The organism is Pseudomonas sp. JUb42 (assembly GCF_024807945.1).
GTDB lineage: Bacteria > Pseudomonadota > Gammaproteobacteria > Pseudomonadales > Pseudomonadaceae > Aquipseudomonas.
In genome coordinates, this window is sequence record NZ_JANUFD010000002.1 from 89,240 (window position 1) to 111,131 (window position 21,892).

The following is a 21,892-nucleotide window of genomic DNA, read 5'->3' on the forward strand; positions in this document are numbered from 1 at the left end:
AGGACGCCCCATGACCGCATTTCAGAAACTCCCCTCCATGACCCTGGGCCTTCCGTTCCTTCATGAACTGGTCGTCGATCTTTTCGCCGGCGGTGGCGGCGCCAGCGAGGGCATTGCCCGGGCGTACCGCCATCCTGACGTGGCGGTCAACCACAACGCGATCGCCATCGCCGTGCACCGGGCGAATCACCCCGACACCGACCACTACCAGGCCGATGTTTTCGAGGTTGATCCGATCAAAGCCACGCGAGGCCAGCCGGTAGGGATTCTGTGGGCTTCGCCAGACTGCCGCCATCACAGCAAGGCTAAGGGCGGCAAGCCGCGAGACCGAAAAGTGCGTGGCCTGGCCTGGGTCGTGGTTCGTTGGGCCTACGCCACGCGACCTCGTCTGATCTTCCTCGAAAACGTCGAAGAGTTCGCCGACTGGGGGCCGCTGGATGACAATGGCAAGCCGATCAAGGCTGAGCGGGGCCGCACATTCCGGGCATTCGTCGCAGCCTTGGGGAAAGGCCTTCCAGCCGATCACCCGGACATGCCAGAAATCCTGGCTGAGATCGGCGAACACGTCCCGGTCGAAGCACTGGTACGTGGCCTGGGCTACGACCTTGAGCATCGCGTGCGTGTGGCGTCCAACGCCGGTGCACCGACAATCCGGAAGCGTCTGTATGTCGTGGCGCGCCGGGATGGGGAAAAGATCGTGTGGCCCGCCCCTACTCGCCACAAGCTGCCTGCAAAGAACCAGGCCGCCTGGCGCGAAGCTCACGAATGCATTGACTGGAGCCTGTTGGGCAGAACGATCTTCCGCGAGGACAAGCTGGTCCACAACACCATGGCCAGGATCGCCAAGGGTCTTTGGCGTCACACCCTGGCCGCCGAAAAGCCTTTCATTGTGCCGATGCGCGGGACTTCGAAAAGCCACACCAGCACCCATGGCGTGGACGAACCGCTGTCCACCATCAGCGGCGGCGGCACCCACCACGCCCTTGTGGATGCAGCGCTGACGCCTTTCCTGACTGAGCACGCCAACGCCACGCACCAACGGACCTTCAGCGCCCAGGAGCCGCTGCGCACGCAGGTCGCCCAGTGCAAAGGTGGCCACTTCGCCGTGGCGTCGGCCCACCTGACCCATCTCACCCATCACGGCGACCGCTCAGGCTACTCACTGACCGATCCGGTCCTGACTGTGACCGGCGCCAACCGTGGCGAGCAGGCCTTGGTATCCGCGTCCATGATCACGCTGCGCAAAGGCTCTATTGGAGCGCCAGCAACCGAGCCGCTGGGATGTATCACCAGCAGCACCGGCCATCACGCCATATCGTCGGCCTTTTTCGAGCAGGCCAACGGCGGTTTCTACGAAGGTGATGGGCGCCCCGCCACCGCTCCGGTTTCGACTGTCTGCCAGTCCGGGTCGAACCAGCGCCTGGTCACGGCTTACCTGGTGAAATATTACGGCGCCGAGAAGGACGGAATATCTCTGCGCGGCCCCATGCATACCCTGCCCGCCAAGGATCGCATGGGCCTTGTAAGCGTCGTGCAACTGCCGAATCACTCGCTGACCGACGAGCAGCTGGACGGCGCCAAGCGTTGCGCGGCATTTCTACGCGAATACCTGCCCCAGCATTTCACCGAGTACGCCGACGTCGTTATGGTCGGCGACTACGTGATGGTCGATATCACCCTTCGGATGCTGCAGCCGCTCGAGCTGAAGCGCGCCCAGGGCTTCGATGACAGTTACATCATCGACCGGGGCCTGTTCCTCAATGCCGAAACCGGCGACTACGAGTGGCGGCCTATCACAAAGACCAATCAGGTCCGGCTAGTCGGCAATAGCGTCTGCCCTGACGAGGCCGAGGCCCTGGTGCGAGCAAACGCCGCGCCATTAATCGAGCTGTATCAGCGGCTCGCCGCATAACCACCCTATCTCAAGCGCCGGGTATGACCCGGCCAAGGAATCATCATGCCCGCAGAATTCAAACGCGAAGACCGATATATCGTCATTAAGCGCAACGACCTGAAGAAAGTACCCGTAGCGTATCGCGCTCACCTGGTTGACCCGATGTTCGCCCTGCTGGCTCATCTGCCGCCTCGAAAATGCCTCGTCATCGAAAGCGACTGGCCGGAGTTCGAGCCAGCCTGGGCGATGATCGAAGCGCGGATGAACGGGCAACCGCCGACGCCAGTGCGGAAATTAAAATGCTGGAGCTGCCAGGAAGCATTCAGCTTAAAAGATCGCCAAGCCAATGACGGCGGCTGCGGTAAATGCGGCGCCGAAATAGAGCTGGATGATTATCTCGCTGCAATCCTGGCTGAGAACGAGCAGCTACGAGGCATACAGCCTGATTGGCCACCGCGCCCACCAGATGGCGATGGCTTGCCGCGATATGGTCTGCGTTGGAACGGGCCACAGCAACCCCTCTCCACTCCGATGGAGGACGGCTACTGGACGCCGTGGCATCTCGCCGAAAAAATTCAGAGCCAGCTCGCCGAATTGGTCAGCGCCGTTCGTTCTATCAATCACGGACCGCGCCACGCGCACCATATGCCTGGCGATGACGAACCCTGCTACCTGCAGCGTAAGGAGTGGGTTGAATGGGTTCTCGGCATGTGCGCCGAAGCCGAAGCCGCATTGATGTCCAAAGCCAAGCGCGAATAGCAGCGCGCTAATCGTCGCCCCACACCATTAGGACCACCGTTACACCTGTCGCAGAAAACGCGATCACGAAAAGGATTATTAAAACAAACGGCTCGTACATCAGAAAACTCTCCCGAATGGGCGAGCCATAACAACTAGCAGCGCAGTACCTTGGCCACAAACAACGACTCGTTAATGATCTGCTCGGCGGCGGGCGCTAATGGCCTCAACGCCTTCTGATCCCGTAACGCGACATCCATTTTCGCCTGTACTGCAAGTGCGTAGGGATCAAATCCCAGTTCAAACGCAGCGCTAAATACTGCGATCAACGTGTGAACGTATACGCGTTCCTCGATGCTTTCCATAGTAGCTCCCTGAGGCGTAACGAGCTGCCAACAGTCCTCGGGCAGCCCCTGCTATTCAGTGAAGTTCGCTTTTTCTCTCTATTCAAATGCTCGCCGACCAACGTCACGCTTGCTGACGGTCGGTAACCAATCAATTCAAAGTCAGCCGCAGCAGCGGCGAGGATTTGTGATGCCTGAAATTAAGGAACGCCCGATCTTGTTCTCGGCGCCGATGGTGCGCGCCATCCTGGAAGGCCGGAAGACGGTCACGCGCCGCGAGGTAAAGAAACAGGCAGCTCTGGATTGCTTGGCTGCTGGTTTCGAACCTGCGTTTCTGGCGCTGCCCGGCAATGCGGACCTGTGCCCCTATGGCCAGCCCGGCGACCAGTTGTGGGTTCGTGAGACTTGGGGCGTCATCAGTCACGACTTTGATGAGCTCGGGAACATGATCGACTGGCTGCCTGACCGACCAGCCACACCAATCCGCGAAATGCCTTTCGGGCGGGGCTATTACTCGGGACATGTCATTTACCGTGCCGATGGTGAAGCTGAGTGGGCTGGCGATGATGACGGCGGCGGTGAAACGCGCTCTGCGTGGAAACCGAGCATCCACATGCCGCGCAAGGCTTCACGAATCCTGCTGGAGATCACAGCCGTGCGGGTCGAGCGGATGCAGGACGGCGAGGGCGAGACGGCGCATGACAGCCGATATCTTGCCGAGGGTATCAACCGCATCCACCACGGAGACGGCCAGCACTACTACCACGCTTTCAAGAATGAGCCTGGCCTGGGCAACTGGGTTGACCCTTTCGACGCTTGGCGCGAGTTATGGGTTGAGGTGAACGGCGCCGATTCGTGGAATGCAAACCCGTGGGTCTGGGTCGTCGAATTCCAGCGGGTGGCGCTATGAGCCGAGTTATCGCCGACTTGTTACAGCCCTGCCTCATCAACTAACCGCTTGCCAATTTCCCGGCCGGCGGCCTGGGCGTACATGCGATCGACATAGGTCTGGCCTTGCTCTACGGCTGGGATAACCACCTCATCGCGCCCACGCCTGACCTCAACCGTGATCTGCCAGACCTCTCGGTTTTCCTCGTCCCTTTCGCAGGTCATGTAGTTCCAGAGCCGCAAGCCTTTGTACTCATCGTAAATGTTGTGCTGAGTCATTGAACGCCCCTTCAGGTAGGCAGCGATCCTACCACCCTTCCCCACCGATCCAGATGCCTGCCGAATGGCGGGCGGAGCTATTCCAATGATCAAGTACTTCTGGAGACTGGCAACTGAGCCGCTCCGCAAAGGTGATCCTTCCCGCCCACTACGTTGGCGGATGGGCATGAGGCTCAACCACATCCACAACCACCTACGCATGAAACACCCGAAAGTTTGGGTGGTGATCATCGCGACTGCGCGCACCCTGTTGTGCAGGCCGTTCGGTCACCGCTGGAACAACTTCGAGCACGTCAAGTACGGCGATTTCGGTGTATCGCGCTCATGCAAGGTGTGCCGCCTCTGCCATCGCAGCCAGGACGGTGCTGATACCTACCACGACACGCACCGGCCGGGCGGCTGGGTAAAAGTCGACAAGCCGTGAAAATTATCCCTTCCGCCGCCCCGCGCGGCCCCTGGAGGCAACCATGCCTAAAATGACTCTCGAAGAATGGGCGGCAGAGCAGTACAAGACCCCGCCCAGCGCCGCCACGCTTCGTGCCTGGATCCGGGCCGGGCGAATCAACCCTACCCCGGTCAAACACGGCAACCGTTACTACGTCGAGCAGAACGCCAGCTACCAAGAGCCCGAGGTGCTGGAACGAATCCCGAGGGGAAACAGCCTCATCAGCCGAATAGCGAGTGCACGCCATGGTTCCCAGGCCGCGTAAAACTGGATCAAAAGACCTGCCGCCCAACCTCTATCGCAAAACCGACAAGCGCAATGGCAAGACCTACTACACCTACCGGGACCCGGTGAGCGGCCGCATGTTCGGCCTGGGACAAGACAAGGAAGCTGCGATCATCGAGGCGGTGGCTGCCAACCACGCTGAAGTCCTCAAACCAACGCTACGTGCCAGGCTGGCAGAGCCGCCGCAGGACAAGGGCAAAACCTTCAGCGAATGGCTTGTCGAGTACCGAGTGATTTATGCCGCCAAGGGCCTGGGCATCCACTCGATGAACCTCTACAAGAGCAGAATTAAAGCGATCGAGGTAGCGCTCGGCGAGAAGTACCTGCGCGAGATCAGAACAATGGATGTGGCCACGTTCCTTTCGACATACACCAAGGCAGGTAAGGCGCCCATGTCGAGGGCCCTCCGGTCGATGTTGAGAGACGTTTTCGTTGAGGCCATCGCCGCCGGCTGGTGCGACCACAACCCAGTTGACGCTACCAAGGCGGCACGATCGAAGGTGAAGCGCAGTCGCCTAAGCCTGGAGCTGTGGAAGGCCGCTTACGAAGCCACAGACAGGCCATGGCTGAAGCGAGCAATGGAGCTCGCCTTGATCACCGGCCAGCGCCGGGACGATATCCGGTCGATGCTTTTCAAGGACGTGGAGGACGGTTTTCTGTATGTCATCCAATCGAAGACCGGGATGCGTCTTCGCCTGAGCACGTCGCTCAGGCTTGAGGCGATTGACCTGGACCTTGCGACCGTGATCAAGCGCTGCAGGGATAAGGTGCTTTCGAAGCACTTCATACATCACTCCAAAACTGTAGCCGTGGCAAAAGCCGGTTCGCCCGTCAAACTGGACACGCTGACGCTACAGTTCGCCAAGGCCCGAGACGAGGGCGCTGCCGCACTTGGCATTGACCTCGGCGAACACCCTCCCAGCTTCCACGAAATGCGATCCCTGGCCGCAAGGCTTCATGCAGCCGAAGGCCGCGATGCGCAGAAGCTGCTGGGGCATCGAACGGCCGCCATGACCGAGATGTACAAGGACGGCCGAGGCACCGATTGGATTGATGTTGCCTGAGCCTCGATGAGTTTCGGGGGAATATTGGGGAGATATTGGAGAAGCTTTTCTCCCCTTATAATTCAATCGCTTACGCCATCGGCGCATTCTGTCCAGCAACAGCCCGATGATTCTCGACCGCACCCTGCATATCGCCAACCGCAGGCTGACCATCTATCACTGGATCCTGCCGTTCCGCGACTCCCTGGGCGAGGTCAAGGGCATCATCGGAGGCTGGCTGGACATCAGCGAGCGACGTCGCCTGCTGGAAGATCTGCGCGCCGCCAAAGACCAGGCCGACGATGCCAACCGGGCGAAAAGCACCTTCCTGGCAACCATGAGCCATGAAATCCGCACCCCGATGAATGCCGTGATCGGCATGCTCGAACTGGCCCTTAAACGCGCCGACCAGGGTCATCTGGACCGTCCGGCGATCGAGGTGGCCTACAGTTCGGCCAAGGATCTGCTGGAGCTGATCGGCGACATTCTCGACATCGCCCGCATCGAGTCGGGACGACTGGCCCTGAGCCCCGAGCGAGCCAACCTGCATCAATTGGTGGAGTCGGTGGTACGGGTGTTCGAAGGCCTGGCGCGGCAAAAGAATCTGAGCCTGCAACTGGACCTGGACAACCGAATCAACGTCGACGTACTGATCGATCCACTACGTTTCAAGCAGATCCTGTCCAACCTGATCAGCAACGCCATCAAGTTCACCGAACGCGGTCATGTGCGAGTCAGTCTGCAGACCGACGCAGCACCGAACCCGCAGCAGCTTCACCTGCGTGTGTTGATTCAGGACAGCGGCATCGGTATCGGTGCCGCCGATCAGCAGCGCCTGTTCGAACCTTTTGCCCAGGCCGACAACAGCGGCCAACTGGCCCGAACCGGCGCCGGGCTGGGTCTGGTGATCTGCCGCAGCCTGTGCGAGATGATGGGCGGCACTCTGAGCCTGAGCAGCGAACAGGGTATGGGTACCCAGGTGTCCATGGCGCTCGACCTGACGACCCTGGAGCCTCTCGACCCTGCGCACCTGCAACGCGATCCTCCGGCACACGCCAGCCCGCGTCTGAGCATCCTTGTAGTGGACGACCACCCGGCCAATCGCCTGCTGCTGTGTCAGCAACTGGAGTTTCTCGGCCATCATTGCGAAGCCGCGCAAAACGGCGCCATGGCGCTGCAGAGCTGGCTGGCAAAGTCCTTTGACGTGGTCATTGCCGACTGCAACATGCCGGTCATGAACGGCTATGACCTGACGCGGGCGATCCGTCGGCACGAGCAGGAACAGCACATGCCCCGCAGCGCTGTGCTGGGTTTTACCGCCAACGCCCAATCAGAGGAGAAGCAGCGCTGCATGGATGCGGGCATGGACGATTGCCTGTTCAAACCCATCGGCCTGACTTCCCTGAGCGAGCGCCTGAGTGGTATTGCCCCGCAACAGACTGCCCCGCCATCCCCCGGTTATAGCCTGGACAGCGTGCGTAACCTGACCGGCGACCGCCCGGAGCTGATCCAGCGCCTGCTGGCGCAATTGATCAGCAGCAACCGGGAGGATCGGGAGGCACTGGCGGAACTGATCGTCAGCGATGATCGCGGTGGCCTGCGGGAAATCGCCCACAAGATTCGCGGCGCCGCACGTATCATCCGCGCCAGCGCGGTCATCGAAGCCTGTGAAGCGCTGGAGCGAGCCTGCAACGACCACGCCTCGATCAGCGAGCTCAAAGCCTGCCAGCAAGCGGTCGAGCGAGCCTTGGTCGAGCTGGAACAGGCATTGCAACTACAACAGACAGACACTCATCAACCTTAATGGCAGCCGAGCAGACGTTGCCCCGACTTAACTGGTAGACTGCGCCCCGAAATTACTTAAGAGGATCGCTTCATGGCCACTAACCGCTCCCGTCGTCTGCGCAAAAAGCTCTGTGTGGACGAGTTCCAGGAATTGGGCTTTGAGCTGAACCTGGAATTCAAAGAGGACCTGGGTGACGAGGCAATCGATGCCTTCCTCGACGCTTTCCTGGCTGATGCCATGGACGCCAACGGTCTGGACTATGTTGGCGGTGACGACTACGGTCTGGTCTGCCTGGCCAACCGCGGTTCCGTCAGCGAAGAGCAGCGCGCTACCGTTGAAGCCTGGCTCAAGGCTCGCAGCGAACTGACCAAGGTTGAAGTCAGCCCGCTGCTGGACGCCTGGTATCCGGAAAAGCCGATCAATCCGGCTGCCTGATAGCAACGCCGCTTGATTGCACGAAAAAGCCACCCCTCGGGGTGGCTTTTTTGCTTTCTGCACCCACCAAGCGCAGGGCCCGGCAAATCCGTAGGACCGGCTTTAGCCGGGAGCGCGCGCCCTCGCGCAATAAAACAGTGCCCCGTAGGAACGAGGTTAGCCCGCAAATGCCTTGACGGGGTGGACCTGACAGATCGCGTCGTTCAATTCGCGGGCAAGCCTCGCTCCAACACACAACAAAAAAATCCCGCCGGACGCTCGTAGTTAGGCACAAGTCACGTTGGCTTCGGGCATAATGCCGATCTATTCAATTGTCATTTTCATTTGTTAGCAAAATTGCTTGTTTTACCGGCATTTACGTCGAGGGCACCTTTTCACGCCTTCTTCTTCACCCTTATTTTTGCTTTAGGGTTTTTTTGATGATCAAGTCTTTACGTCCACTATTGTTCGCCACCCTGTTCCTGCCCCTGACACTGCCTGCCTACGCTGCAACGATCAACACCGCCCTGCCCCCGAAGATCGAGCAGGCGCTCAAGGCGGCCAAGCTCAACGATAACGCCCTGTCCCTGGTAATGCTGCCGCTAAACGGCCCCGGCACGCCGACCGTGTTCAACGCCGACGTATCGGTCAACCCGGCGTCGACCATGAAGCTGGTAACCACCTTCGCCGCCCTGGAAATGCTCGGCCCGACCCACCAGTGGAAAACCGAATTCCTCACCGACGGCACCCTGAGCAACGGCGTGCTGCGCGGTAATCTGTACCTCAAGGGCGGCGGCGATCCCAAGCTCAACATGGAAAAGCTCTGGCTGCTGATGCGTGACCTGCGCGCCAACGGCGTACAGCAGATCACCGGCGACCTGGTCCTGGATCGCAGCTTCTTCATCCAGCCGCAACTGCCGGAATTCAACGACGACGGCAACGACGAGAACAAGCCGTTCCTGGTCAAGCCGGACGCGCTGATGGTCAACCTCAAGGCTTTGCGCTTCGTTACCCGCAATGATGGCGGCAAGGTGATGATCTCGGTGGAGCCACCCATCGCCAGCATCCATGTGATCAACCAGGTCAAGCCCCTGGCCTCCAAGCAATGCGGCGATGACGTGCGCTACAGCCCGGCGCCACAGCCCGACGGCAGCGTGGCTGTAACGGTCAGCGGCCCCCTGGCCGACGGCTGCAGTTCCCAGACCTATCTGTCGCTGCTCGACCACCCGACCTACACCGCCGGGGCCGTGCGCGCTATCTGGCAGGAACTGGGCGGTACTATTCAAGGTACAGATCGCCAGGCCAATGTGCCGGACAGCGCCAAGGTAGTGGCCCGGGCGTTCTCCCCAGACCTGGCGGAAATCATCCGCGACATCAATAAATTCAGTAACAACACCATGGCTCAGCAGCTGTTCCTGAGCCTGGGCGAAGCCTTCCGCAATGAAGCCGATGGCGATGACGCCAAGGCCGCACAGCGCGTGGTACGCCAGTGGCTGGCGAAAAAAGGCATTACTGCACCGCATCTGGTCATGGAAAACGGCTCAGGCCTGTCCCGTGCCGAACGGGTCAGCGCCCGGGAAATGGCCGTCATGCTGCAGGCCGCCTGGAACAGCCCCTACGCCGCCGAATACATGAGCTCGCTGCCTATCGCCGGCATGGACGGGACCATGCGCAAGCGCCTCAAGCGCAGTCCTCTGCTGGGTGAAGCGCACATCAAGACCGGCACCCTGAACACCGTGCGCGCAATCGCCGGTTTCAGTCGTGACAGCAATGGCAATACATGGGCCGTGGTCGCGATCCTCAACGATCCACGACCGTTCGGCCTGTCGTCGCTGCTCGATGAAGTGTTGCTGGAGTTGTATCGCCAACCCAAGCTGGGCAACGCCAGCGTGTCGATCCAGCAGCCCTGATATCAGCCGTCAGGCGCGTTCCGGCTCGACCCGGTCGCGCCCGGCCTGCTTGGCCGCATAGACGCCCGAATCGGCGCGCAGCAGCATCGCGTCGCCGTCCTCCTTGTCGCGCCAGCCAGCAATACCGAAGCTGGCCGTAACCGGGCCGACGCCGTCGATCGGCTGATTGCGCAACGACTGCCATAACTGCAGGGCCAGCTCCTGTGCCTGCCAGGCGCTGGTGCCGGGGCACAGCACCACGAACTCCTCCCCGCCCAGGCGACAAAACACGTCATTGCGGCGCAACCGCTGGCTGATGCGTTGGCAAATTGTCTGCAGGACCTTGTCGCCCATGCCGTGACCGTATTTGTCGTTGATCCGCTTGAAGTGATCAATATCCAGCATGATCACTGACATTTCCCCGCCATAACGCTCCAGTCGCGCTAATTCCGAGCGCAATCGATCCTGGAAGAAACGCCGGTTGTAGACGCCAGTCAGCACATCAGTCACTGACAGCGCCCGCAACTCTTCCTCGACCCGCTTGGTGTCGGAAATGTCCGAGAAGAAACCATGCCAGAGAATCGCGCCGTCGCTCTGCCGCTCAGGCGTCGCCTCGCCGCGTATCCAGCGCTGCCCCTGAACCGGCAACTCGACTCGATACTCTTCGTGCCACGGCGTGAGATGGTCAGCGGACTGACGAATTGAAGCCTTGACCCGACCGACATCAAGGGGATTGATCCGCGCCAGGATCACTCCGATATCGGCGCGCATGTCTTCCTCGGACAACTCAAACAGACTGCCCATGCCGACACTGGTGTAGGTGAACCCGGAGCGGCCATTGCTCTCAAGACGGTATTGGTAAATGCCACCGGGGACATTGGCACTGAGTTTCTCAAGCAGTTGATCCCGCGCCGCCAACGCTTCATGGACGCGCTTGCGCTCAGTGACATCGATGCACACGGCCAGATAGCCCACCCATTGCTCCTGCTCGTCGCGCACCGCTGTCACCAGCATATTGACCTGCAACGAGCTGCCGTCGCGGCGCACCAGGGTCCACTCCTGGGACTCATGGCCATCCTCCTCGGCGGCTTCGACGAACAGCGCCTCAGCGGCGGAAATCAGCCGGCCGTAACGCTGGCTCATCTGTTCGCCATGGCGCTCCAGCTCGGCGCTCAGCTGGAAATCCTTCAATGAAAGCCGCCCCAGAACCTCCTCATCGCGATAGCCGAGCATTTTCTGTGCGCCGACGTTGAAGGTGGTGATGACGCCATTGAGGTCGGTAGCGATGACCGCCACTTCGGTTGCGGCGTTGAGCACGTTGCGCAATTGACCATGGGTGCCGCGCAGTTGCTGCTCACGCATGCGCAGCTCTGCCGTGCGCTGATCGACCAGATACAAGGCCCGCTGGCGTTGGCTGACCAGGCTGTAGAGCAAGCCGCTGAGCAACAGACTCAGCATTGCGCCGAGCATGATCACATCACCGGTGGACGACTCGTTGGCACTGAGAAAAGTGAGGGTAGGACGGATTTCCAGCAGGTAATCCCGATCCGCCATACCCAGCAGCGAGCTGACCCGCAGCATCTCGCTCGCCGCATCGGAGGGCGACTGGTAGAGCAACTGCAAGTCTGCGGGAGCCGTCAGATCACGCAGACTCACCGACAGGTTGTCCTGCACAGGCAGGCCTTCGGTCATCAATTGCTTGAGATTGATTGCGGCGATCAGATAGCCCAGTACATCGCGGGGCTGACCATCGGTCCTGGCGACGCTGGACTGCACCGGAGACACCAGTAGAACGCCATCGGCGCGGCCATCGTCGTGCCCGAGCAGCTCGGTGCGGGGGCTGGCAACCATGGTGCCCAATTGATAAGCGTGCTCAAGGGTTGCCTGACGCAAGGGTACGGAGAGCATGTCAAAGCCCGCCGGGGCCGCCGTACGCCCCATGGACTGCACAAACAGCAGGGGAAAATAGGTCTCGCGCTGACCTGCCTGGCGAAATCCGCCCTGCCCGTCCAGTTCAAGAATGCTGTAGTCGGCCCGCACATCCTCCCGCGCCTTGCTTTCGAAGGTCGCACGCTCAGCAGCCGTGACCCGAGGCGCCCAGGCGTAGGCCTCGGTGCTGATCAGCAGTGGCGTGGCAAAACCAGCGAACTCCCGGCGAGTGACCTCATCGGAATAGAGAAAGAAACGTCGCAGGCTGTCCAGACGACGGGCCTGATTGTCGAGGCGCTCCTGTATCCGACTGACCCGCTCCCCCGCCAGCAGATCGAAACGCTGGCGAAGCTGGCGTTGATAAAGTTCGGTGCTGGCCATGGCCAGCATCGCTGTAAGCATGGCCCCTATCAGAAAAGCGACGATCGCAACCATCCAGGCAGATGTTTGCTCACTGATAAAGCCGAGAATCTTGGGTCTGAACTGCTTGGAAGACATACGCAGAACTCACGACATCGGCAGGATATGGCACACCCTCACTGTAGTTGGCTTGTAGCTATTCGCCACTAATCAGGGATGCGAAATATCTCGCCAATACCATGGGACTGCACAGTACTGTGGGAGCCGCCTTGGTGGCGATCGAGCGCAAAGCGCTCGCAATAGCGTCCGTGACTCGTCTACCACCATCGCCAGCAAGCCGGCTCCCACATACCCTCATTCCAACAGGGCCATTTGCAAAACCCGCTATCCGATCACGCCCGCGCGGTAATTTTCCACGCCCGGTGAATCTTGCTGTTGCGGGCAAAGTCCGGGTCGACGGTCTGGGCGGTGATTTCCTCGACGGCATAACGCTCGGCCAGGTTCTCCTCCAGCACGAACTTGCGGAAGTTGTTGGAGAAATACAGCACGCCACCCGGCGCCAGGCGCGCCATGGCCAGGTCGATGAGTTGCACCTGATCGCGCTGCACGTCGAACACCCCCTCCATACGCTTGGAGTTGGAGAACGTCGGCGGGTCGATGAAGATCAGATCGTACTCATCGCGACTGGCTTCCAGCCAGACCATGACGTCGCTCTGCTCAAGCCGGTTCTTGTCGGAGAAGCCGTTGAGCGACAGGTTGCGCCGTGCCCAGTCCAGGTACGTGCGCGACAGATCGACGCTGGTGGTGCTGCGGGCGCCGCCCTTGGCTGCGTGTACGCTGGCCGTGGCGGTATAGCAGTACAGGTTGAGGAAGCGCTTGCCCTCGGCCTCGCGCTGGATGCGCATGCGCATCGGCCGGTGATCGAGGAACAGGCCGGTGTCGAGGTAGTCGGTCAGGTTGACCAGCAGCTTGATACCGCCTTCGCCGACTTCCAGGAACTGGCCCTGGGCGCTCTGGCGCTCATACTGGCGGGTACCGCTCTGACGCTCACGACGCTTGATCACCACCCGGCTCTTGTCGATGCCCAGTGCCTGGGGAATCGCTGCCAGGGCATCGAACAGACGGGCCGAGGCCTTTTCCGGATCGATGGACTTGGGCGCCGCGTATTCCTGCACATGGACCCAGTCGTGATAGAGGTCGATGGCCAGGGAGTATTCCGGCATATCGGCGTCATAGACCCGATAGCAGTCGATGCCTTCGCGGCGTACCCATTTGCCCATCTGCTTGAGATTCTTCTGCAGACGGTTGGCAAACATCTGCCCGCCTTCGCTCAGGCGTGGCTGTTCGATCACCGCCGGCACCGGCTTGATCGGGTTGCCGTTCTTGTTCAGCTTGCGCTCTTCAACCACTTCCTCGACCGGATTTTCCCGCTCGATCTGGCGCTGCTCGGGGGTACGACGCTCGCCGGTAACGAACTGATCCGGCTGGACCTTGATCAGCAACAGCTTGCACGGCAAGGCGCCGTTCCAGAAGGCATATTGCTTGTGGCTGCGAATACCCATGCGCTTGCCCAGGTCCGGGGCCCCGGTAAACACGGCGGCTTCCCAGTTCAGGCAGGCCTGACGCAGACGTTCGCCAAGGTTCTGGTAGAGGTACAGCAGGCTGGCCTCGTCGCCCAGGCGCTCGCCGTAGGGCGGGTTACAGATCACCAGGCCTTTCTGGTTCTGGTCCGGACGCGGTTCGAAGGTCGCGACTTCACCTTGATAAACCTTGATCCAGTCGCTCAGGCCCGCACGTTCGATGTTGTTGCGGCCCGGCTGAATCAGTCGCGGGTCAGCTTCATAACCGCGAATCCACAGCGGCGGCTTGGCCAGACCGGCGGCTGCACGCTCCAGAGCCTCGTCGTGCAGCTTGCGCCACAGGGCCGGGACGTGACCCAGCCACTGGGTGAAGCCCCAGCGCTCGCGCTTGAGGTTGGGCGCGATGTCGGCGGCGATCATCGCGGCCTCGACCAGGAATGTACCGACACCGCACATCGGGTCGGCCAGGGCGCCGCCTTCAGCGGCAATGCGCGGCCAGCCCGAACGTATCAGGATCGCGGCAGCGAGGTTTTCCTTGAGCGGCGCGGCGCCCTGCTGCAGGCGATAGCCACGCTGGTGCAGGCTGTGACCAGACAGGTCGAGGGACAGAATGGCTTCGCCACGGTCCAGGCGCAGGTGCACGCGCAGGTCCGGGTTGAGCTTGTCTACCGAGGGGCGCAGGCCGTCAGCGGTACGCAGTTTGTCGACGATGGCATCCTTGACCTTCAGGGCGCCGAAGTGGGTGTTGTCGATCCCCGAGCCATGGCCGCTGAACTCCACCGCCAGGCTGCCGTCGGCTTCCAGGTGATCCTGCCAGTCAATGTCGAGCACGCCGTCATACAGGTCATCGGCGTTTTTCATCGGAAAACGCTTGAGCACCAGCAACACGCGGTTGGCCAGGCGCGACCACAGGCACAGGCGGTAGGCCGTCTCCATGCTGGCGCTGCCACGGATGGCCGAGGTGTGTTCGCGGGTCTCTTCAAGGCCCAGCGCAGTGGCTTCCTCGGCAAGCAGCCCTTCCAGGCCTTTGGGGCAAGTGAGGAAAAGTTCGTAACGGTCCGACATGAGACTTCCAGGGCCTGAGCCATAAGCGGCGGGCAACGCATTGCCAGCCAGATTTAAACAGGCGTCTTTCTTGGAGAACGCCTGCGTGGCACAGAGTTTGTGCCGGTCCGCCGCACCAACGGTAGTGTCAGTGCGACAGTAAACATAAGCGACCGTAACGGCCACGCAACAGGTTGACAGCAAAAACAGCTATTGGGCCTGACAACCGCGGCGACAAAAAGTCACATCATGACCCTTCGTCGAATAACCCCTGACTGCATACGGCCATCACCCGCAGTTGAGAAACACTCTCAGACTTCTCTGAAAGCCTTGATACAGGGGGGCTGCGCAAATTCTCAGTTTTGAAACATATCTGTGCTTATCGCCCAAGCGCTCCAAATATGACTTGCTTATGAAAAAACGGTCATTCACAGCGCCCCATGCATTGGTTAGAAATCACCACAGGTTGTCACTGCAACGGTGACGACATCCAGGCCCGCGACGCCGGCAGCGGGCACCAACGGCAGAAATATTCTGCCCGACCTCGAGCAAGAGGTCTCAGGGACATAACAGTCAACAAACGAGGGCAACACCCTATGAGAAGACTTAAGCGTGATCCGTTGGAAAGAGCATTTTTACGCGGATATCAATTTGGCGTTCATGGTAAATCCCGTGAGCTTTGCCCTTTTACTCTACCGTCGGTACGCCAAGCCTGGATCAATGGCTGGCGAGAAGGACGTGGCGACAACTGGGACGGTATGACTGGCACTGCGGGCATCCACAGACTCAACGAACTTCACGCGGTCGGCTAAGGTAGCTGGACTCATCGACTGACAATCAAACTTTGCATCTTTACTGAAAACCATGCACGTCCCATCCGGACGGCGGGCTGCGGCCCAGGGGCTCCTTTATGGAGCCCTTTTTTATGGGCTCAACGATAAATCGTCCTGCACCATTTTCGTGGGAGCGAGGCTTGCCCGCGAAGAGGTCGGTACATCCGATACATATCTATAAACCAACACATAGCCTTCGCAGGCAAGCCTGGCTCCCACAGTCTGCGATCAGCCGCGCGGCATCGCCGCAATCGCATCCACCGATTCACGAATCAGCGCCGGGCCCTTGTAGATGAAACCAGAGTAGATCTGCACCAGGCTCGCCCCGGCCGCAATCTTCTCGGCGGCGTGGCGGCCTTCGGTGATGCCGCCAGCAGCGATGATCGGCAGACGACCGGCCAGCTCACCAGCCAGCACGCGGACCGTATTGGTGCTCTTCTCCCGCACCGGCGCACCCGACAGGCCACCGGCCTCGTCGGCATGGGGCAGACCTTCGACGCCCTGACGGCTCAGGGTGGTGTTGGTGGCAATGACTGCGTCCATCCCGGTTTCAATCAGGGCGACCGCGACCAGCGCGGTTTCTTCGTCGGTCATGTCCGGGGCGATCTTGATGGCCAGGGGCACGCGGCGGCCATGTTGCAGGGTCAGGGCCTGCTGACGCACGCTCAAGGCTTCGAGCAGTTGCTTGAGCGAGTCACCGAATTGCAGGCTGCGCAGGCCCGGGGTGTTGGGCGAACTGACGTTGACCGTGACATAGCTGGCGTGGGCGTAAACCTTGTCCAGGCAGATCAGGTAGTCGTCGACGGCGCGCTCGACCGGGGTATCGAAGTTCTTGCCGATATTGATCCCCAGGATGCCCTTGTAGCTGGCGGCCTTGACCCGATTGACCAGATTGTCCACGCCCAGGTTGTTGAAGCCCATGCGGTTGATGATGGCTTCGGCATGGGGCAGGCGGAAAATCCGTGGTTTCGGATTGCCCGGCTGCGGACGCGGCGTCACGGTGCCGATCTCGACAAAGCCGAAACCCAGCTGGGCAAAACCGTCGATGGCCGCGCCGTTCTTGTCCAGGCCCGCCGCCAGCCCCACCGGATTGGGGAACGCCAGGCCCATGACCGTCACCGGCAGACGCGCAGGCGCCTTGCTCAGCAGGCCATTGAGGCCCAGGCGGCCACCGGCGCCGATCAGGTCCAGGGACAGATCGTGGGAGGTCTCGGGGGAGAGTTTGAACAGTAACTGGCGGGCCAGGTTATACATGGGCGGGCGCGGCTCGAGGAGGCTGGAGACAGGGCGGGGATTATAGACAGTTCAAAGGGTGCGCGCGACCGCGTTTGCGCAGTGATCACTCTTGAAGCACCCGCCCCTTGCGCGCACCAAAGCAGAACCGCTGCAGGCACCCTGCAATACTCGCGCTCCCCGCCAACCCGCTCAGGCTGGCGTTTGCCAGGTTTGGCCCGGCTTTTGCTAAAGCCATTATACAGGCAGCCAACGGCGGTTGCCCCACTGAATACGACAAAGACGTCGCCTACCCCTTCGCTGAACAGCGAATCGGGTTGCGACGTTTTTTTTCGTCTTGGCTCCGCGGTCTGGAGCCGGTGGAGCCGCCGTGTGTGCGCTCCACCTCTTATCCGTCGCGGTCCTCGGCCCGACAGGTTCCCCTTTTGCAGATGAGGTGTTCGATGAGTACAAGTTTCTGGAAGGCCGGTCACAAACCCACCCTGTTTGCCGCTTTTTTGTATTTCGACCTGAGCTTCATGGTCTGGTATCTGCTCGGCCCCCTAGCGGTGCAGATTGCCGCTGACCTGCACTTGAGCACCCAGGAGCGCGGGCTGATGGTCGCCACACCGATCCTGGCCGGGGCCGTATTGCGCTTTCTGATGGGGATGCTGGCCGATCAACTGTCACCGAAGACCGCCGGTATCATTGGCCAGGTCATCGTCATCGTCGCCCTGCTCGGCGCCTGGCAACTGGGTATTCACAGCTACAGCCAGGCCCTGCTGCTCGGTGTGTGCCTGGGCATGGCCGGTGCGTCCTTCGCCGTCGCCCTGCCCCTGGCCTCGCAGTGGTATCCGCCAGAGCATCAAGGCAAAGCCATGGGCATCGCCGGGGCCGGTAACTCCGGGACAGTATTTGCTGCTCTGATCGCGCCGGTACTGGCCGCAGCGTTCGGCTGGACCAACGTCTTCGGCTTTGCCCTGATCCCGTTGATCCTGACCCTGATCGCCTTCTCGCTGATGGCACGCAACGCTCCGGAACGCAGTAAGCCGAAATCCCGCGCCGACTACCTCAAGGCCCTGGGCGACCGTGACAGCTGGTGGTTCATGTTCTTCTACAGTGTGACCTTTGGCGGCTTCATCGGCCTGGCCAGCGCCCTGCCCGGTTACTTCAACGACCAGTACGGCCTGAGCCCGGTAACCGCCGGTTACTACACCGCCGCCTGCGTCTTCGGTGGCAGCCTGATGCGTCCGTTGGGCGGCGCGCTGGCGGATCGTTTCGGCGGTATTCGCACCCTGTCGTTCATGTATACCGTAGCGGCCATCTGCATTGCTGCCGTGGGCTTCCATATCCCCAGCTCCTGGGTGGCGCTGGCACTGTTCGTTTCGGCGATGCTCGGCCTCGGTGCCGGTAATGGCGCGGTATTCCAACTGGTGCCACAACGCTTTCGTAAGGAAATCGGCGTAATGACCGGCCTGATCGGCATGGCTGGCGGCATTGGCGGCTTCCTGCTCGCTGCGGGTCTGGGCGCGATCAAGCAGAACACCGGTGACTACCAACTGGGCCTGTGGCTGTTCGCTCTGCTCGGAGTATTGGCCTGGTTCGGCCTGCTCAACGTCAAGCGTCGCTGGAGAACCACCTGGGGTTCGGCTGCCGTCACCGCAGCGCGGGTCTGATGGGCCTGCAACTGCGGGTTGCCCAGTTCAGCGCCAGCGGTCCGCGGGCGGAGAATCAGGACGCTGTGCGCCTGGTCACCCCGGCCCCGGCCCTGGCCGCCAGCAAAGGTTATCTGTTCGCCCTGGCCGACGGCGTCAGCCAATGCCAGGACGGCAGGCTGGCGGCCCAGTCAACCTTGCAGGCCCTGGCGCTGGACTACTATTCGACCCCGGAAACCTGGGGTATCACCCAGGCGCTGGACCGTCTGTTACTGGCGCAGAACCGTTGGCTGCTGGCCAACGGCCTGCTCACCACCCTCAGCGCTCTTGTCCTGCGTGGCCGACGCTTTACCCTCGCCCACGTCGGCGACTGCCGGGCCTATCGCTGGCAGACCGGGCACTTGCAGCGTTTGAGCGAAGACCATGTCTGGGAACAACCGGACATGCAGCATGTGCTCAAACGCGCTCTGGGCCTGGATCAGCATGTGGTCATGGACTACCTGGACGGCGAGCTGCAGGCTGGCGAGCGACTGTTGCTGCTCAGTGACGGCGTCTGGGCGACCCTCGCCGACAGCCATATTCGCGCCATTCTCGACGAACAGACGGACCTGGATAGTGCCGTGCAGACCTTGGTCAGCGCGGCGCACCGGGCCGGTAGTCAAGACAATGCCAGCGCGCTGCTGGTGCAGATCGACGCCTTGGGTCAGGACGATCTCGGCGACACCCTGCGCCAGTTGCAGCAATGGCCCCTGCCACCACGGCTGAAACCCGGTCAGCGCTTCGAGGGCTGGCAGGTGACCCGCCTGCTCAACGAGTCGCGTCAATCCCTGCTCTACCGGGTGCAGGACGACCAGGGCCAACCCTGGCTGCTCAAGACCTTGCCCGACAGCCGCCATCAGGACAGCGAAGCCGGCCCCGCCCTGCTGCTTGAGGAGTGGTTTCTGCGCCGGGTCGCCGGCCGGTGGTTCCCGGAGATTCACCCCGCCCCGGAGCGCCAGCATCTGTATTACCTGATGCGCGAATATCCCGGCCGCACCCTGGCGCAATTGTTCGAAGGCAGCGGACCGCTGCCGGTGCCGCAATGGCGGGATCTGGCCAATCGCCTGCTGCGCGCCGTTGGCCTGCTGCATCGACGCAATATCATTCATCGCGATATCAAGCCGGACAACCTGCTGCTCAGCGATGACGGCGAACTGCGCCTGCTGGATTTCGGCCTGGCCTTCTGCCCCGGCCTGTCGGTCATGGCACTTGGTGAATTGCCCGGCACCCCGAGTTTCATTGCCCCGGAGGCCTTCAAGGGCGCGCCACCCGATCCGCAACAGGATCTGTATGCCGTCGGCGTCACCCTGTATTACCTGCTGACCGGACACTATCCCTACGGCGAGATCGAGGCCTTTCAGCAGCGTCGTTTCGCCAGCCCGGTCCCGGCCAGTCGCTATCGCCCGGATCTGCCCGATGGCCTGGAACAGAACCTGATGCAGGGCCTGGCGGTGGATCCGCAACAGCGCTTTGAAACCGCCGAACAATGGCTGCTGCAATTGGAACAGGCCGAACACCAACCCCTTGCCCCTCGTCGCCAACCGTTGCTGGAGCGGGAACCGTTGAAAGTCTGGCGCACCCTGGCACTGGTCTCGCTGTCGATCAACATGATCCTGATGGTGTGGTTGCTCAAGGGCTGAGGATTGCGCCAATCCGGTGCAAAAAGCCTCGCAATGGTGCAAGCAATGTCTAACAACGCGATTTTAATGTGGGATCGGCTTCAACCGGGAAGGGACTTTAAGATAAGGGAAATCTGGCGGCTGCATTGGCCCCTTCCCGGCTAAAGCCGGTCCCACAACGTTGCACCCTGACACAGCACCTGCGCCCGCCCCCTCAAACGCAACCAATAGACACTTGGCACAACCGCTGCATAGCCAACTGCAGAGAACTACATCGCGCTCGCTTTCAACGAAGAAAGCGGCGCCTCCCGAGATAACGGGACAGGACAAAGGCGTCCTGCCAGGCAACTGGCAGGACGCCTTTTTTGTTTGCGCGGAATTTGTCGAGCAGGCCCGGAGAGACCCATGAAAAAACCCAGACTGGTCATGATCGGCAACGGCATGGCGGGCGTACGTACCCTGGAAGAGCTGCTCAAGCTCAGCGGCGACCTCTACGACATCACGGTATTCGGTGCCGAGCCGCACCCAAACTACAACCGCATCCTGCTCTCGCCGGTCCTGGCCGGAGAGCAATCCTTCGACGATATCGTGCTCAACGACCTAGGCTGGTATCTGGATAACAATATCCAGCTGCTGCTCAACCGTCGGGTGGTGAAGATCGACCGGGCCCGGCGCCTGGTCATTGCCGATGATGGCACCCAGGCCCACTACGACCGCCTGCTGATCGCCACCGGCTCCACGCCCTTTATTCCGCCGATTCCGGGCCATAGCCTCGACGGTGTGATCGGCTATCGCGACATCGCCGATACCCGCACCATGATCCACACCGCCAAGACCCACCGTCACGCCGTGGTGATCGGCGGCGGCCTGCTGGGCCTTGAGGCCGCCAACGGCCTCAAGCTGCGCGGCATGGACGTCACCGTGGTGCATATCGGCAAATGGCTGCTGGAGCGGCAGCTGGACATGACTGCCGGCCTGCTGTTGCAGAACGCGCTGGAAAGTCGCGGCCTGAATTTTCGCCTCAACGAACAGACCCAGGCCCTGCTGGGCGACGATCAGGGTCGGGTCAAGGCTGTGCAGTTCGCCAATGGCGAGCAAGTCGCCGCCGACCTGGTGGTCATGGCTGCCGGGGTCCGGCCAACCACCGAACTGGCCGAGCAGGCCGGGCTGCAGTGCCAGCGCGGCATTCTGGTCAATGACACCCTGCAAACCTACGACCCGCGCATCTATGCCATTGGCGAATGCGCCAGCCATCGCGGGATTGCCTATGGCCTGGTGGCGCCGCTGTTCGAGCAGGCCAAGGTTTGCGCCAATCACCTGGCGCAACTGGGCTTCGCCCGCTACAAGGGCTCGGTGACCTCGACCAAGCTCAAGGTCACCGGCATCGACCTGTTCTCCGCCGGAGACTTCATGGGCGGCGAAGGCACCGAGAGCCTGACCCTGCGTGATCCCTTCAGTGGGATCTATAAGAAACTGGTCATCCGCAACGACGTCTTGGTCGGCGCTTGCCTGTATGGCGACACCGTTGACGGCGGCTGGTACATGCAGCTGATTCGCGAAGGTCGCTCCATTGCTGAAATCCGCGATCATTTGATGTTTGGTCAGGACTGGCCGGT

The 21,892-nt window shown here is 61.1% G+C and carries 16 protein-coding genes and 2 pseudogenes; 13 read left to right on the plus strand and 5 right to left on the minus strand.

The genetic code is table 11. The features are described from left to right. Positions 1-10 precede the first annotated feature (10 nt). Together M2401_RS04250 and M2401_RS04255 are read left to right on the plus strand one after the other, a co-directional pair. Positions 11-1,912: a DNA cytosine methyltransferase gene (locus M2401_RS04250; protein ID WP_259100146.1), complete on the plus strand. Its 1,902-nt coding sequence runs from the start codon at positions 11-13 to the stop codon at positions 1,910-1,912. Between the two features lie 45 nt (positions 1,913-1,957). Beyond that, entirely contained in the window at positions 1,958-2,653 is a 696-nt protein-coding gene (locus M2401_RS04255) for a hypothetical protein (RefSeq protein ID WP_259100149.1), read from the plus strand. A 134-nt stretch (positions 2,654-2,787) separates the two neighbouring features. On the opposite strand, the gene M2401_RS04260 is transcribed toward M2401_RS04255, so the two are convergent. Further along, on the minus strand, positions 2,788-2,997 hold the full coding sequence (locus M2401_RS04260; protein ID WP_259100152.1) for a hypothetical protein: 210 nt from the start codon (positions 2,995-2,997) through the stop codon (positions 2,788-2,790). A gap of 169 nt (positions 2,998-3,166) precedes the next feature. Here M2401_RS04260 and M2401_RS04265 point away from each other — a divergent pair, with 169 nt between their 5' ends. Further along, positions 3,167-3,886, plus strand: a complete 720-nt coding sequence (locus M2401_RS04265) for a hypothetical protein (RefSeq protein WP_259100155.1) — start codon at positions 3,167-3,169, stop codon at positions 3,884-3,886. 20 nt (positions 3,887-3,906) lie between these two features. On the opposite strand, the gene M2401_RS04270 is transcribed toward M2401_RS04265, so the two are convergent. Continuing rightward, on the minus strand, positions 3,907-4,143 hold the full coding sequence (locus M2401_RS04270) for a hypothetical protein (RefSeq protein ID WP_259100158.1): 237 nt from the start codon (positions 4,141-4,143) through the stop codon (positions 3,907-3,909). Between the two features lie 85 nt (positions 4,144-4,228). Between M2401_RS04270 and M2401_RS04275 the strand changes: the two genes are divergently transcribed. From M2401_RS04275 to dacB, 6 genes and pseudogenes are all read left to right on the plus strand, one after another. Then, positions 4,229-4,567: a hypothetical protein gene (locus tag M2401_RS04275; protein ID WP_259100161.1), complete on the plus strand. Its 339-nt coding sequence runs from the start codon at positions 4,229-4,231 to the stop codon at positions 4,565-4,567. Between the two features lie 43 nt (positions 4,568-4,610). Continuing rightward, positions 4,611-4,853: an excisionase gene (locus tag M2401_RS04280; RefSeq protein ID WP_259100163.1), complete on the plus strand. Its 243-nt coding sequence runs from the start codon at positions 4,611-4,613 to the stop codon at positions 4,851-4,853. Beyond that, positions 4,834-5,937, plus strand: coding sequence for a phage integrase Arm DNA-binding domain-containing protein (locus tag M2401_RS04285; RefSeq protein ID WP_259100165.1), 1,104 nt, complete (start codon positions 4,834-4,836; stop codon positions 5,935-5,937). The genes M2401_RS04280 and M2401_RS04285 overlap by 20 nt, the downstream gene beginning before the upstream one ends. 76 nt (positions 5,938-6,013) lie before the next feature. After that, a pseudogene (locus M2401_RS04290) lies at positions 6,014-7,720 on the plus strand (ATP-binding protein); the annotation flags it as partial. A gap of 72 nt (positions 7,721-7,792) precedes the next feature. Then, positions 7,793-8,137: a YggL family protein gene (locus M2401_RS04295; protein ID WP_259100168.1), complete on the plus strand. Its 345-nt coding sequence runs from the start codon at positions 7,793-7,795 to the stop codon at positions 8,135-8,137. Positions 8,138-8,556: 419 nt separating this feature from the next. Next, positions 8,557-10,026, plus strand: a complete 1,470-nt coding sequence (gene dacB / locus M2401_RS04300; protein WP_259100169.1) for a D-alanyl-D-alanine carboxypeptidase/D-alanyl-D-alanine-endopeptidase — start codon at positions 8,557-8,559, stop codon at positions 10,024-10,026. Between the two features lie 9 nt (positions 10,027-10,035). Here the strand turns inward: dacB and M2401_RS04305 are convergent, their stop codons facing one another. Next, on the minus strand, positions 10,036-12,432 hold the full coding sequence (locus M2401_RS04305; RefSeq protein WP_259100171.1) for a diguanylate cyclase: 2,397 nt from the start codon (positions 12,430-12,432) through the stop codon (positions 10,036-10,038). Between the two features lie 254 nt (positions 12,433-12,686). After that, a complete protein-coding gene (rlmKL, locus tag M2401_RS04310) occupies positions 12,687-14,939 on the minus strand; it encodes a bifunctional 23S rRNA (guanine(2069)-N(7))-methyltransferase RlmK/23S rRNA (guanine(2445)-N(2))-methyltransferase RlmL (RefSeq protein WP_259100173.1) in 2,253 nt (750 codons plus the stop codon). Positions 14,940-15,514: 575 nt separating this feature from the next. On the opposite strand from rlmKL, the gene rmf reads away from it, so the two are divergent. Further along, positions 15,515-15,730: a ribosome modulation factor gene (gene rmf, locus M2401_RS04315; RefSeq protein WP_080290409.1), complete on the plus strand. Its 216-nt coding sequence runs from the start codon at positions 15,515-15,517 to the stop codon at positions 15,728-15,730. Between the two features lie 249 nt (positions 15,731-15,979). Here the strand turns inward: rmf and M2401_RS04320 are convergent, their stop codons facing one another. Continuing rightward, the gene (locus M2401_RS04320) at positions 15,980-17,005 is read right to left on the minus strand and encodes a quinone-dependent dihydroorotate dehydrogenase (protein WP_259100176.1); all 1,026 of its coding nucleotides are present in this window, start codon (positions 17,003-17,005) and stop codon (positions 15,980-15,982) included. Between the two features lie 422 nt (positions 17,006-17,427). Between M2401_RS04320 and M2401_RS04325 the strand changes: the two genes are divergently transcribed. From M2401_RS04325 to M2401_RS04335, 3 genes and pseudogenes are all read left to right on the plus strand, one after another. Then, entirely contained in the window at positions 17,428-18,639 is a 1,212-nt protein-coding gene (locus tag M2401_RS04325) for a NarK/NasA family nitrate transporter (RefSeq protein ID WP_259100179.1), read from the plus strand. Next, entirely contained in the window at positions 18,639-20,297 is a 1,659-nt protein-coding gene (locus tag M2401_RS04330) for a bifunctional protein-serine/threonine kinase/phosphatase (protein WP_259100183.1), read from the plus strand. Before M2401_RS04325 ends, M2401_RS04330 begins: the two co-directional genes overlap by 1 nt. 384 nt (positions 20,298-20,681) lie before the next feature. Next, positions 20,682-21,884 (plus strand): annotated as a pseudogene (locus tag M2401_RS04335) (NAD(P)/FAD-dependent oxidoreductase); the annotation flags it as partial. Between the last annotated feature and the right edge of the window lie 8 nt (positions 21,885-21,892).